Here is a 12,761-nt window from a genome sequence, read left to right on the forward strand (position 1 = left end):
GTTACAAGTGAGAGACGCGCTTTTGGAGTTTCGCAAAAAAAGAATGCTAAACAAGCAATTATATTCGTCCTCACTCATAGTCAAAGTATTTACGGTACTTCGGTAGAAACTTGCAGGCCATATCCCCGCGATTATATGAGTGTAGCTAACTATTTATTTTATAGAAGGATTATAACGTACTTTTTATGCTTTGAAAAGCATTTATCAAAAAAACACGTACAAATTTTTAAAAACCACTATTTTTGTTCGAGTTTTGCAAACTCTTTCATTCCCAATTACAACTTCGTTAAAATGATTGGCCCATCTTTTGTAATCGCAATTGTATGCTCATATTGAGCTGATAATTTCCCGTCCATCGTTCGTACAGTCCACCCATTTAAATCTACTTTAGAATATCGCATACCTATATTTACAATCCGTTCAATTGTAATTACCATTCCTTCTTGTAACTGAGGTCCTTGTCCTTGTTTCCCAAAATGAAAAATTGCTGGTTCTTCATGAATCTCTTTACCAATCCCATGTCCCGTAAAGTCTCTTGCGACAGAAAAACCTTCATTTGTTACATAACTTTCAATTGCATAGCCAATGTCTCCTACATGATTACCAATTACCGCCTGATCAATCCCTTTATACAAAGCATTCTCAGCTACTAACAACAACTTTTCTGCTTCATCAGAAACTTTTCCAACTCTATACGTCCAAGCAGAATCTGAAAGACCCCCATTTAAGTTTACTACCGTGTCAATTGTTACAATATTACCCTCAGTTAAAGGAACATCGGCCGGAAACGCATGACACATTTCATCGTTTACAGATGCACATATCGCATATGGATACCCGTTGTAACCTTTCTGTTCAGATGTGGCACCATGCTTTTTTAAATACATTTCAACAAACGTATCAATCTCTTGTGTCGTTATACCTGGCTTTATCATTTTCGCAATTTCTTTATGACATGAAGCAAGTAATTTTCCAGATTCATGCATCAAATCTATTTCATTTTTCGTTTTAATTGTAATCATACTACCTCTACCCTTCCTTGCTAAACCTACTATTTGCTACTAAACTCCTATCATACACACCCTCTACCGAAATTTCAAAACTCTCAATTACAACAAGTAAACAATATGTATCATATATTTCTAAATCAAAATAAAAAAACAGAAGATCCTCTGTTTTTTAATCACGTTTACATATATAGTTCATTTTCAAGAACTCAAAACAACCACCATTTGTTTTCTGTATAAACGTTCCAACCGCTTCAAACCCCACCCTTTTATACACTTTTATCGCTCTCTCATTAAATGTCGCTACTGATAGTGTTATATATTTGCATCCGTATTTTTCTTTGCTAAAAGCTAGTCCAGCATTCACGAACTGTAAACCAAATCCATTTCCAGTTATATCAGGCCTCATTCCAAGTCCTATATCAACCGTTCCATTATTTATTTTACAAACCGTAAAGAACCCAATGAGAGTACCATTTTCTTTCACAGAAAACACACGATTCCCTCTACTCTCACCCTCTAAAAACTCAGCTAAATCTTCTTCATCTGCCTCTATATCGTAAAAGGAATATTCCCCTTTATAATGCCAGTTATATGCAATCTCTTCCGCCTCTTCTTGCGTCATTACTGTATATGTATAAACCATCTTCTATCCCCCTATAAAAAAAAGCTGCAAGTAAGCAGCTCTTTTTTATAACTCATAAATTCCTTTATACTTCACTTCTAAATAATCTGCTAAGTAATTTGCATTTAACCCTTCGCCTGTTACATCTTCTAAAATTTCAAGTGGCTTTTTCGTTTTACCATACTGGTGAATATGTTCTGTTAACCATTCACGAATTGGTGTTACGTTTCCTTCTTCTAATAATGCATCAAAGTTCGGAATGTCTTTTAACATTCTTTGCTTAAATTGCGCTGCATACATGTAACCAAGCGCATAAGATGGGAAGTATCCAAATGAGCCACCAGCCCAGTGAACATCTTGCAATACACCTTGCGCATCATTTTCCGGACGAATTCCTAAATATGCTTCCATCTTATCATTCCAAGCTGCTAGTAAGTCCTTCACTTGTAATGTACCATCAAATAATTCTTTCTCTAATTCATAACGCACCATAACATGAAGCGGGTATGTAAGCTCATCTGCTTCTATACGAATGAATGACGGCTTCGATTCGTTAATTGCATCATAAAATTCATCGACTGACATATCATCAAATTGACCATTGCTATACTCTTTTAATAAATCATAATTTTTCTTCCAGAATGATTTATTACGGCCGATAAAGTTCTCAAAGAATAACGATTGTGACTCATGAATACCCATAGATGTTCCACTACATAACGGTGTACCTTCAAATTTCTCTGCAATATTTTGTTCATATACAGCATGACCACATTCATGAATTGTTCCAAACACAGCCATGCGGAAATCCTTTTCGTCATAGCGTGTCGTAATACGAACATCCCCTCTATTTAATGTAATCTCGAATGGATGTACTGTTTCATCAAGACGGCCTGCCTCAAAGTCATAATTCAATTGCTTTAATAGTTCTAATGTAAAGTTCTTTTGTTTTTCTTTTGAAAATTTTTCCGATAAAGCACTTGTTTTTAATCCTTTTTTAGACTCCGAGATTTCTTTTACAAGCGGCACGATGCGCTCACGAAGTTGACCAAATACGTGATCTAAAACTTCTACTGTAATACCTGGCTCATACATGTCTAATAATGTATTGTATTTATATGTTTCGTAACCCCAATATGTAATAAATTTCTTTTTAAATTCAACAATTTTTTCTAAGTACGGGCGGAACATTTCGAAATCAGATTTTTCACGAGCTTCTTCCCACACACTCTCTGCTTTCGCTTCTAATTTCACATACGCTTCGTATTCCGCTTGTGGAATTTTCTTATTTCTATCATATTCTTTCCGACACTCTTCAACCATTTTCTTCGTCGTTTCAGAAAGTTTATCTTCACGTATTAAAGCTTCAAGCTCTGTTAAATAGTTCCCCATCTCATCTGAAGTCGACATAGCAAACACTTCGGATGAAAGCATACCAATTACTTCTGAACGTTGATCAACACCTTTTTTAGGCGCCCCTGTTCTTAAGTCCCAAAACATTAAACTTAATGCTTCTCCGTAATTTTGTATCTTCTTCACATATGTTAAAAATTGTTTTTCTACTTCATATGTAGCTACTGTCATTGTATAAAAACCTCCCTTTTCTACCTCAAACTTAATTCGACACGGAAATCTAAATTCCTTTTATAATAGAAAAAAAGCTTGGCAAGCGCCAAGCTTTCTCCTTATAATTCTTTACCTTCTACCGGTAGTACGTTTTTCACCGCTTCTACCACTTTCTCATCTTCTGTATCAGATAAAAAGATTGATATAGCACCTTTATCGTCGCTCGTACGAATTAAACGACCAATCCCTTGACGAAGACGTAAAATCATATATGGTACATCTACATCCCAGAACGGGTCATTCACATGTTTACGCTTCGCTTCAAACACAGGATCGTTTGGAGGGAATGGTAATGACCAAATGATAACATGTGATAATGATGAACCAGGAATGTCTAAACCTTCCCATAAATGAACGGCACAAAGTACAGTCTCTTCTTCATTTTGGAAGCGAGAAACGAGCTGACTAATTTCTTGATCCCCTTCATATAGGAACGGAACTGACATTTGTTCTTTACTTACATATTCTTTAAACGCTGCAAGTTCTTGCGTTGTACGGAATAATACAAGTGTACGTCCGTTTGTTTTCTGTATATTTTCAAGTGTATATTGACACTTTCTTTCCCACTCATTTTCTTTCGTATGCGATAGTAAGTTTACTGCCATTTGCTCTTCATAATCAAATGGTGAGGCAACTGAGAATGATAAGTAATCTTTTACCCCTAGGCTATTTGCTGTAAATGCGAATGAATCGTTATTAGATAATGTAGCAGACGAGAAAATATACGGAATTTTCTTCGAGAATACTTTCTCTTGTAATACTTCTTCTACTGCACGTGGCATAATCACTAACGTGAAGGCTCCATCACCTTCTTCACCCCATGTAATTACATTTTTCTCATGCATGAACAGACGAAGTGAATGCTCTAATACATCTAAATGTTCATCAACGATATTTAAGTCATACGTGTTTACTGTATGCATTTCACTTTCAAATACTAATGCATCACCGACTTCACCAATTTTCGCATAAAGTCGTTTCGCTTCAGCTGTTACTTTTTCTGTCACAGTAATTTCTAAACGATCAGAACCGGCAATTTCTTTTTTGTTTTCTTGTAACACATCAAAGAATCGCTCTGTTTGCCAAATTGTTTCTTCTACTAAATGTGCAAACTCTTCACGAATATCGTTTTGTAATAATCTCGTTAAAAGTTGCTCCATCATCGTTTGCTTTAAACGGTATGTTAAAGCTTTTTGAGCTGCATATTCTACAAGATGTCCTTCATCAAATACAACGCAGCTACTTTCTGGTAATAATGGAATTTGCCCTTCACGCTTTCGAGCATCGTACGTCCAAATATGATCCATATAGAAATCTTGAGAACAAATAATTAAATCTGCTGCTTTACGATAATGTTCACGTGAAAGAGTTTGTCCACAACGATGACGAGAATCACAAGTAAAGCAATCTTGGAAGTAATCCCAATTTACTTTCGACCATTCTTCGTCATTTAAAAGTGGAAATTCTTTTCTGTCACCATAGTGAGTAACGTTTTGCATCGTACCATGATCGAATACAAACTGTGGTAACTCGTAATATACGTCTTCAATTACTTCTGGAGCTCGTCCACTCATAACATCTTCAAGTTTACGTAAGCATAAATAATTATCCATTGATTTTGCAAGCCTTACATCAACAGATACGCCTAACGCTTCAGATAATTTCGCAATGTCTCCTTCTTCTTTCACAAGCTGCTCAATTAACGTTTCATCTGCACAAGCAATAATAGCTGGTTTTCCAGTATAACGCGCGTAACAAATTGCATATAGAAGATATACAATTGTTTTCCCTGTTCCTACACCAGCTTCTGCGAACATAACTTTCTTTTCTTGGAAAGCACGCTCTAACTGAAACGCCATAAAAATTTGTTCATCACGCTCTTCAAAGCCTTTTTCCGGAAGGATGTCGTAAAACACATCTCCAATCCACTCATTCAACTTATCATAAAAATTATCTTGTTTTCCTACTTCAAATGGTAATCTCTTCTCAGTAAACATCCTTAGCCTCCAACCAAAAAGTTTTTCTATAAAAAGATAATAGCAACTGCTACGCATATGTGTGCAGCTACTTTCCCCTGTTGCCATACATATAAATACACGAAAAAAAATTTTCCTTTCGAAAAAGGAAAATTTTCTTCTATATTAATGACTTTAAATACCTTTTATCAATCGCTGTTTCATGTGAAAGAGCTGACAAATATTCTTCTTGTGCTTTTTGTATTTCATCTACAATTGCATCTTGACTATCCACTTCTTTTCCGAGCTCATCATACGTACGGTGAATAGCTTTTTGAATCATTGATAATTGGAAATTATCCATATCACTTCCTCCTTTACGCATTACATAATAGCCAGTATATGCGCGCTGGAGGAGTTTTATACTATGAATTACGCGGTGGACGTTTTCCGAAGTATTGGTAGTAATCTGTACGGATAAATCCGTTAAACAGTTTACGCTTCTTCGACGCATCTTTTCCGTAACACTTCCCAAATGCTTCATAGCTTGTTAATACATACGCTGACCATGTATCTAATGGGCGGAATACTTGTCCCATTTCTTTATACAGTTGTTCAACGAGTGCTTTTTCACTTAAACGTTCTCCGTATGGAGGATTCGTTACAACGTAGCCATAATCCTCTTTTGTTGTGAAATCTTTTACTTGCATTTGTTTAAATGTAATTAAATCACCTAAGCCTACTTCTTCTGCGTTATCTTGAGCAACTCGAATCATACGATGATCAATATCCGATCCAATGATTTGTAATCGTTGATCATAGTTCGCTAAATCTTCAGCTTCTTGACGAGCTTCACGCCAGTTTTGTTTACCTACCCAGCCCCACTCGTCAGATGCGAAACCACGGTTAAATCCTGGTGCAATGTTTTGTCCAATTAATGCTGCTTCAATCGGAATTGTACCTGATCCACAGAATGGATCAACAAATGGACGATCTGGCTTCCAGTTTGTTAATTTAATTAAAGAGGCAGCTAATGTTTCTTTTAACGGAGCTTCCCCTTGATCCATACGGTATCCACGTTTATGAAGTCCAACACCGCTCGCATCAATTGTTAATGTTGCAATATCCTTGAGCATTGCAATCTCGATACGGAATAACGGACCATCTTCTTCAAACCAAGTTGTACGTTTATATGTTGTTTTTAATTTTTCAACGACAGCTTTTTTAACGATACGTTGGCAATCCGAAACACTGAATAATTCAGATTTTAAAGATTTACCGATAACAGGGAATTCGCCATTCTCTGGAATATAATCTCCCCAGTTTAATGCTTTCGTTTTTTCAAATAGCTCATCAAATGTTGTTGCTTTAAATTCGCCAACTTTAATTTTTACACGGTCCGCAGTACGTAACCATAAATTCGTGCGACAAATCGCCTTTTCATCTGCTTCAAATGTTACTTTGCTGTTTTCTACTTGACATTCATAACCAAGATCGCGAACTTCTCGGGCAACTAACGCTTCAATACCCATTGCCGCTGTTGCAATTAAAGTAACTTTTCCCATTTGCATTCACCTCTTATGTATATTCAAACAATAATTAATAGCAATTGGTCCTATTAATCATTACATTTTACGAAAAATTTTCTCATTAACCATTTTAACTCATACTTTATAACTTCATACAAATAAAAAGCCCTCCTCTAACAAAGGAGAGCTGAGTTATTTCATAGTTGGTTCATAACGTTCTGTAAGCCATGTTCTGTTCCTTTGTACTACAAACGGCCCACGCCTCGTACTCCGGTGGCAATCATCTATCTACAGGTTATAAAACCTGTCCTTTCCCGTCGTTCATTTCCTTGGAAAAGATTCCCCTACCATTATTTGGGTTTCTCGCTCGTGGGGTTTACCTCGTTCCACTCCTATCATTTCTTCAAGGACTTCGTCACTGTGGCACTTTAAAGGTAGTCAAACCATATCCGAAAGGACTTAGGTTTTTTCCCTGCCGTTAAACCAGCCTTACAGCCAGAATACCCTAGCTTATGAATTGGCTAGGCACGAACACTACAGCCATCTCAGGCCGTGCGAGCATGGACTTTCCTCTACAACGTTGGCGTTGCAGCGATTACCCAAACGTTATGACATCCATTAGTATAGTGGAAACAAAAAGATTTTGCAACGTTTTTTTCTATGTAAAATGCTTAAACCTTTTCCCACCTTACATCATTCGTATAACTTACTTCCAAATACAGCTTTTTCTAAGTTAGATAAGCGTTTTAAAATATCCGTATTCGTGTTGTTATAAACTGGTTGTGCAACTGGTGTTTGTACAGGTTGTTGTGGAACTTGCGTTACTGCTAGTTTTTGTTCCTCTAATTCACGCTTTAAACGAGCATTTTGTTGCTTTAATTGCTCAAACTCTTTGTGGAAAGCTTCATAGTCTTTAATGATCATATCAAGAAACTTGTCTACTTCTTCTTGCTGATAACCTCTCATACCTGTTTTAAATTCTTTTTCTAAAATATCTTTCGCTGTTAATTTAATTTTATCCGAAATCATTTTCTTCACCTCAAATTTTTACCAAAACTTTCATTAACTAAATTTTTTCAGAAACAATGCTTTTTGTCAATCATATATACGAGTACTATATTACATATTTACTCTGCATTATTCCACTGTTCCTCTTCTATTATATCTTGTAAATCAGAAAAAAGAATGAAATAACTGTGATAATTTTCTATTTCTCCTTTTTTCTTTGCTGCTTCTACAATATATTTGGGACTTCCTGGTTTTTCTTCATCGTATACCGCTAAAAGCGCATCACTTTTTTCAATAAAAAATTGATTTTTTAATTTAAATTGCTCTGGACTTTCATACTTCCGTTTCGTGATACTATCAACATGGTCTGCTTGAGAAAGGATAAATTCGTAATATTCACGATTATCTTCTTTCCAATTTTCTTCTTGTTCTAAAAACGGAGTGAATACCGCTAATTTTAAATCTGGATATTCTACTTGAATTTCAAAAACAACTTCAGCAGCCCATAATTCTACACCTAATTGGCCGCTTATTATAACCCACTCTAAACCATCTTCTACAAAATTGGTTAATTTACGGTGTAACGCTTTCTTTATACACTCCACCCCTGGATGATCATTTTTAAATATTCCAAGTTCAAATGGCTTATATCCTGTTACTGCAATAACTTTCATATCAACACTCCAATTACAAAAAAAGAACTAGCATTTCGCTAGTTCTAACATATCATTTACTTTTTAAATATTCCACCAACGTTTGGTCCGATATTTGGACCTACTGGTGATACGTTTGGTCCAAACGGAGATACATTTGGTCCTGGACCAAATGGTGATACGTGATGTCCATGATGTCCATGATGTCCATGATGTCCATGACCACACGGTCCACATCCGCCACCGAATCCTGGGTCGATTGGGTCCACAACATTTACATTTGAATTTGTTTGTGGGAAGAAGTTTTGGTTTTTAATTTGTTGATGATGTACATGTGTTGTATGTGTTGGGAAAATGTGTGGCACCACCGTTGTTGAAAAAGAGTGTGTTACGCATTGTTTCGTCGGATGAATGACAGGAGCAGTCGTACAAATAGGTCCTGTAGGCTTATGCCCTCCAAAGCAAGGATGACAATGATGCATAGTTTTTTCTCTCCTCTCTCGTTAAAAAAATCTGATTACACTTTACAGTATGAGAAAAGAGAGAAAGCCGTTTGTTATATATACCCATTTATTACAAGGAAATTTGTCTAGTCCTTTATTTCATTTACATTGTTTTTATAGACAATCCTTCAACATCACTTACCAAAAAAGCCTCCAACTTGCTTTACAATACCTGTCACTTGATTCATCGCATTCATCATTTGTCCAGCTGTATTCATCATTTTATTTACATCATAGTTACCATCTGATGTTTTAAATTGAGAAACAAAACTAGAAAACTGGCTTGGCTGTTGTTGCTTTTGCTTACCCTGCGTCGGGTACGGTTGTTTTGGTGGATAAAACATCGCTTGTTGATTAGCATACGGCGATGGTGGTGGCATATAATATTGCGAATTCATATAAGGCTGCTGCTGTGGTTGATTCATGTATGATTGCTGAGCTTGTGATTGTTGAGCTTGATTCACATAAGGTTGCTGCTGTTGTGGTTGTTGAGCTTGATTCATAAAGGACACTTCAAACGGTTGATAATAATTTTGATTTCCATAATAAGGCTCGAAAGGATACATATTATACCGTAAATATGTATCCGTATTATATTGGTACATATTTTGCTGTGCATATGGATTCGTTTGCTGATATACGTTAGGTTGTTGAAACATGCATTCTCTCCTCCTTCACATAAGTTTCTACATATATAATATGTACCTATAAAATAATATGTGTGATGGAATATATGTCTATTTTTGTCGGAAGTTTAAATTTTTAAAAAATTAAAAAAGAAAACCCTTCCATGCTATGATAATTAAGAAGAAGATTCTCATGGGGGAGGAATCAACATGGTATTAGGGGATTTAAAACAAGCGTTTTCTCAAAAAAAGGGGTATTGCACAGAGAATGCAAATGAATTATTAGACTTTGCGAGACATTGGTATCTCGAAGGAAAAATATGCATATCAGATTATCGAACATTAATAAAAGAATTAGAAATAAACGGCGCAACAAAACCTACAACAATGACAGAAGCATAAAAATAACAAGAGGGCTCTCCCTCTTGTTATTTACATTGCTCAACTATATTTTGCAAAGTATACGAAATGGCTTGGTGTGTTTCAAAGAATCGTTTACCTTTACCTTTATTTACAAAGCATTGCAACACATTCGTTTGTAAATTATCGTATACTTGATCAATTTGCTGTACATGTATATACTTTGGCTTTTCTTCTTTAATCCACGTATAAGCTAATTCTTTCCACTTCTTTAATTCCTCATCTACCATATCTACAAACGGTTTCATATCCTTATAAAAGTCGTATTCAGTTAGTTCTCTTTTTTTTACATTCGCTTCATTATTATACTGCATGAGTTTTTCTGAAGACTGTATTAATGCTTCATTCTTCATTTCTTTCCCACCTTATTATGCACTCACTACGACGTTTTGAAATGTCTTCACCCAATTCCCTTTTTCTTCGTGATGCACTAATTTATTTTCCATATGTTCAATATGCATTTCTGTTATTTCTATCTTATTACATATTTTTTCACTCGCATCCTTTAATGCATGATTCATTCTAATCCCTATATTCATTTCCAGCAAATCGAGAGAACTTAACATTTGATCCATTTTTTTCATTACATCTTCCTTCTGAACCATCGCCATATACAAAACGCCTCCTTCTTTGCTTTTCCTTTGTCATGTAATTTCGCCGAATGATTCACCACTCCTGCCCACATGACAAAACTAGTTGTTATTCGTCAAAGAAATCATTTCGTATGTCATTTATAGAAATGGTAACAATACAAAAAGGAGGTGTATTACAATGGCAAAGAACAAAAATGAAAAAAAGAAAAACCAAAACAAACAACAAAATAAACCCGAGACTGGCAATCCAAAGCTAGATGGTCCAAACTTCCCTGCTACATAAAGCGAGACTTTATTACGAACATTTAAATTTCAAATCATCCTTAATCTCCTACTAGCATTACGTTTTGAAATTAAAGTTGTAGCACGCATGGCAGGATTTTTTCAAATTAAGAAGTCCCGTCTTCAAAATGGAAGACGGGACTTCTTTTTTATTATATCATGAACTCATCGATCCTTTTAGCAAAACGGTTTACGATAGATAGCCTATAGATTTGTTCTCTCTTTCTTCTATACCATTCTGTTATATTAACTTCCCCTTTAGGTTCTTCAAGTACAAATAGCACATTCATTTTCATATTTGCACAAAACCAATCTCTCATTTTTATTTCTTCATGTAAAATAACAGGATAAATATCTCTAAGTGTTGGCGTATAAGACTTTCGAGTTTCCTTTGCGTAAACTTCATAATCTTCTCTAGACCCAGTATGTGGAGTTTGCAGTGCAAACTTATAAAACGAACCATTATAAATTGGATGAAACAATAACCATGCTAATTTTTTTCCTAGTTCTATACGCTTTTGTAACGTTTCAAATTGATAAACCGAAAACCCATACATTCTCCCTTCAATTGTTGGGAAGATAACTGCACTAATATGAAGTCTTTCTTGTACTTTAAAAAGTGCAGTATGGAATACATGTTTTTTAAAATATGTGTTCTCAATGACTGGTTTTTGAATTTTATTTTGTTCATTTATAATAAGCGCTGTCATAAGTCTATTCATATCTCTTCTTTCCCAGAAAAGTAACCATTCTTTTTCCATAAAAATTGATACATTGAAGTATTGCAACAAATGAAAGAGAGGTGCATGTCTCTTCTTACTTTCCTCATACAATAATAGCTGAGGAAATGCATCTAAAAAAATAATCCAATTAGCCTGTTCGTACAGAAGAAATAAATGTTTTTTTACCGTTCTAGGTAAAACAGTAGCATAATATCTCCCTTCTAAATCAGTCATATTCCAGCCCGCATTTCTCGAAACCATACTCGCTAAAAAGGCCCACCTGATTTCACTATTTCTTAAATAATATTCTTGATAAGATTGTGTCCGAGAAATATTGTCCACATTAGCTATTTCTGTTTTCTTTTTAATATTGTGAATGATTGCTTTTTCTTCCTCTGTACAAAAATTTTTTTCTCGATTTTGTTTAATTTTCATATAATCATTCCATGTAAACATAAATAAGTCATCATACCTTTCATCAAAAAGGTCACATCTTTTTTCATTTTTTGATATAATCACCTTTGTAAGTAATTCTTAGCAAGTTGGGGGTGGACACACTATGACCATTCGTTACCCAAATGGAAAAAGGTATAATCAAGCTTCACAACCTCAAAAAACACCTATAAAAACACATACTTATAGTAATAGAGGTATGTCCCTTGAAGAGGAATTGAATGAAACAAATCAATATTACTTAACCCATAATATTGCATGTGTACATAAAAAGCCTACACCTCTTCAAATTGTAAAAGTAGATTACCCCGCTCGAAGTGCTGCAGTGGTAAAAGAAGCGTATTTTAAACAACCTTCTACAACAGATTACAACGGTGTATACAAAGGGAAATACATCGATTTTGAAGCAAAGGAAACCAAAAATAAAACTAGTTTCCCACTTCAAAACTTCCACCTTCATCAAATTGAACATATGAAGCAAGTGGTTGCTCATAATGGAATTGCATTTGTTATTATTAAATTTACACTTTTTGATGAATTTTATTTACTAGATGCAAAACATATTATTGCATTTTGGAATCGTCAAAATACTGGTGGACGCAAGTCGATTACGAAAGAAGAAATAGAAGAGCATGGATCCTTATTATCATGCGGTTATCACCCTCGGATTGACTATATCCGTGTACTAGACATGGTTTATTTTTCGTGATAGAGTCATCACTAAGGCTCTTTTTTCGACTTTTGGGGGAGAGAATGAAA

16 protein-coding genes, 1 other RNA gene and 1 riboswitch are annotated in these 12,761 nt (G+C 35.2%); of the genes, 3 read left to right on the forward strand and 14 right to left on the reverse strand.

What is annotated here, in order from left to right; translation table 11 throughout:
• Positions 1-57: 57 nt before the first annotated feature.
• Positions 58-159: riboswitch (purine riboswitch) on the reverse strand.
• Positions 160-275: 116 nt separating this feature from the next.
• The 11 genes from MR169_RS09730 to MR169_RS09780 form a co-directional block, all read right to left on the reverse strand.
• Positions 276-1,022: a type I methionyl aminopeptidase gene (locus tag MR169_RS09730; RefSeq protein ID WP_242319330.1), complete on the reverse strand. Its 747-nt coding sequence runs from the start codon at positions 1,020-1,022 to the stop codon at positions 276-278.
• A gap of 157 nt (positions 1,023-1,179) precedes the next feature.
• On the reverse strand, positions 1,180-1,653 hold the full coding sequence (locus MR169_RS09735) for a GNAT family N-acetyltransferase (protein ID WP_242319331.1): 474 nt from the start codon (positions 1,651-1,653) through the stop codon (positions 1,180-1,182).
• 45 nt (positions 1,654-1,698) lie between these two features.
• Positions 1,699-3,216 (reverse strand): carboxypeptidase M32, encoded by a 1,518-nt coding sequence (gene ypwA / locus MR169_RS09740; RefSeq protein WP_242319332.1) that lies wholly within the window; start codon positions 3,214-3,216, stop codon positions 1,699-1,701.
• A 101-nt stretch (positions 3,217-3,317) separates the two neighbouring features.
• Positions 3,318-5,255, reverse strand: coding sequence for an ATP-dependent DNA helicase (locus MR169_RS09745; RefSeq protein WP_242319333.1), 1,938 nt, complete (start codon positions 5,253-5,255; stop codon positions 3,318-3,320).
• 139 nt (positions 5,256-5,394) lie between these two features.
• Positions 5,395-5,577 carry a DUF3921 family protein gene (locus tag MR169_RS09750; RefSeq protein ID WP_000368569.1) on the reverse strand — a complete coding sequence of 61 codons (183 nt, stop codon included), beginning with the start codon at positions 5,575-5,577 and terminating at the stop codon, positions 5,395-5,397.
• 61 nt (positions 5,578-5,638) lie between these two features.
• Entirely contained in the window at positions 5,639-6,778 is a 1,140-nt protein-coding gene (locus MR169_RS09755) for a THUMP domain-containing class I SAM-dependent RNA methyltransferase (protein WP_242319334.1), read from the reverse strand.
• A 180-nt stretch (positions 6,779-6,958) separates the two neighbouring features.
• Positions 6,959-7,349: RNase P RNA component class B (gene rnpB / locus MR169_RS09760), an RNA gene on the reverse strand.
• Between the two features lie 86 nt (positions 7,350-7,435).
• Entirely contained in the window at positions 7,436-7,771 is a 336-nt protein-coding gene (gene gpsB / locus MR169_RS09765) for a cell division regulator GpsB (RefSeq protein WP_000622431.1), read from the reverse strand.
• Between the two features lie 98 nt (positions 7,772-7,869).
• The gene (locus MR169_RS09770) at positions 7,870-8,424 is read right to left on the reverse strand and encodes an SLOG family protein (RefSeq protein ID WP_000862912.1); all 555 of its coding nucleotides are present in this window, start codon (positions 8,422-8,424) and stop codon (positions 7,870-7,872) included.
• Positions 8,425-8,480: 56 nt separating this feature from the next.
• The gene (locus tag MR169_RS09775) at positions 8,481-8,885 is read right to left on the reverse strand and encodes a CotD family spore coat protein (protein WP_242319335.1); all 405 of its coding nucleotides are present in this window, start codon (positions 8,883-8,885) and stop codon (positions 8,481-8,483) included.
• A gap of 155 nt (positions 8,886-9,040) precedes the next feature.
• On the reverse strand, positions 9,041-9,565 hold the full coding sequence (locus MR169_RS09780; protein WP_016117497.1) for a YppG family protein: 525 nt from the start codon (positions 9,563-9,565) through the stop codon (positions 9,041-9,043).
• 177 nt (positions 9,566-9,742) lie between these two features.
• Between MR169_RS09780 and MR169_RS09785 the strand changes: the two genes are divergently transcribed.
• Complete coding sequence (locus MR169_RS09785; protein WP_000242652.1) at positions 9,743-9,934, forward strand: YppF family protein; 192 nt, start codon at positions 9,743-9,745, stop codon at positions 9,932-9,934.
• 26 nt (positions 9,935-9,960) lie between these two features.
• Here MR169_RS09785 and MR169_RS09790 read toward each other — a convergent pair whose 3' ends face one another.
• Together MR169_RS09790 and MR169_RS09795 are read right to left on the reverse strand one after the other, a co-directional pair.
• Positions 9,961-10,305, reverse strand: a complete 345-nt coding sequence (locus tag MR169_RS09790; RefSeq protein WP_000786940.1) for a YppE family protein — start codon at positions 10,303-10,305, stop codon at positions 9,961-9,963.
• Positions 10,306-10,320: 15 nt separating this feature from the next.
• Positions 10,321-10,563 carry a hypothetical protein gene (locus MR169_RS09795; protein ID WP_001252036.1) on the reverse strand — a complete coding sequence of 81 codons (243 nt, stop codon included), beginning with the start codon at positions 10,561-10,563 and terminating at the stop codon, positions 10,321-10,323.
• 85 nt (positions 10,564-10,648) lie between these two features.
• On the opposite strand from MR169_RS09795, the gene MR169_RS28310 reads away from it, so the two are divergent.
• Positions 10,649-10,828, forward strand: a complete 180-nt coding sequence (locus tag MR169_RS28310; protein WP_001987054.1) for a hypothetical protein — start codon at positions 10,649-10,651, stop codon at positions 10,826-10,828.
• 151 nt (positions 10,829-10,979) lie between these two features.
• Here MR169_RS28310 and MR169_RS09800 read toward each other — a convergent pair whose 3' ends face one another.
• Positions 10,980-12,005 (reverse strand): DUF2515 domain-containing protein, encoded by a 1,026-nt coding sequence (locus MR169_RS09800; RefSeq protein ID WP_242319336.1) that lies wholly within the window; start codon positions 12,003-12,005, stop codon positions 10,980-10,982.
• 103 nt (positions 12,006-12,108) lie between these two features.
• Here MR169_RS09800 and recU point away from each other — a divergent pair, with 103 nt between their 5' ends.
• Positions 12,109-12,711 (forward strand): Holliday junction resolvase RecU, encoded by a 603-nt coding sequence (gene recU / locus MR169_RS09805; protein WP_000155598.1) that lies wholly within the window; start codon positions 12,109-12,111, stop codon positions 12,709-12,711.
• Positions 12,712-12,761 lie beyond the last annotated feature (50 nt).

This window comes from Bacillus cereus group sp. BfR-BA-01349 (genome assembly GCF_022663795.1).
In the GTDB taxonomy this organism is placed as follows: domain Bacteria; phylum Bacillota; class Bacilli; order Bacillales; family Bacillaceae_G; genus Bacillus_A; species Bacillus_A cereus.

Bases quoted from the DNA above. Each gene is read 5' to 3' on its own strand.
- MR169_RS09730 (WP_242319330.1), bottom strand. From the start codon at position 1,022: ATGATTACAATTAAAACGAAAAATGAAATAGATTTGATGCATGAATCT.
- MR169_RS09735 (WP_242319331.1), bottom strand. From the start codon at position 1,653: ATGGTTTATACATATACAGTAATGACGCAAGAAGAGGCGGAAGAGATT.
- ypwA (WP_242319332.1), bottom strand. From the start codon at position 3,216: ATGACAGTAGCTACATATGAAGTAGAAAAACAATTTTTAACATATGTG.
- MR169_RS09745 (WP_242319333.1), bottom strand. From the start codon at position 5,255: ATGTTTACTGAGAAGAGATTACCATTTGAAGTAGGAAAACAAGATAAT.
- MR169_RS09750 (WP_000368569.1), bottom strand. From the start codon at position 5,577: ATGGATAATTTCCAATTATCAATGATTCAAAAAGCTATTCACCGTACG.
- MR169_RS09755 (WP_242319334.1), bottom strand. From the start codon at position 6,778: ATGGGAAAAGTTACTTTAATTGCAACAGCGGCAATGGGTATTGAAGCG.
- gpsB (WP_000622431.1), bottom strand. From the start codon at position 7,771: ATGATTTCGGATAAAATTAAATTAACAGCGAAAGATATTTTAGAAAAA.
- MR169_RS09770 (WP_000862912.1), bottom strand. From the start codon at position 8,424: ATGAAAGTTATTGCAGTAACAGGATATAAGCCATTTGAACTTGGAATA.
- MR169_RS09775 (WP_242319335.1), bottom strand. From the start codon at position 8,885: ATGCATCATTGTCATCCTTGCTTTGGAGGGCATAAGCCTACAGGACCT.
- MR169_RS09780 (WP_016117497.1), bottom strand. From the start codon at position 9,565: ATGTTTCAACAACCTAACGTATATCAGCAAACGAATCCATATGCACAG.
- MR169_RS09785 (WP_000242652.1), top strand. From the start codon at position 9,743: ATGGTATTAGGGGATTTAAAACAAGCGTTTTCTCAAAAAAAGGGGTAT.
- MR169_RS09790 (WP_000786940.1), bottom strand. From the start codon at position 10,305: ATGAAGAATGAAGCATTAATACAGTCTTCAGAAAAACTCATGCAGTAT.
- MR169_RS09795 (WP_001252036.1), bottom strand. From the start codon at position 10,563: ATGGCGATGGTTCAGAAGGAAGATGTAATGAAAAAAATGGATCAAATG.
- MR169_RS09800 (WP_242319336.1), bottom strand. From the start codon at position 12,005: ATGTTTACATGGAATGATTATATGAAAATTAAACAAAATCGAGAAAAA.
- recU (WP_000155598.1), top strand. From the start codon at position 12,109: ATGACCATTCGTTACCCAAATGGAAAAAGGTATAATCAAGCTTCACAA.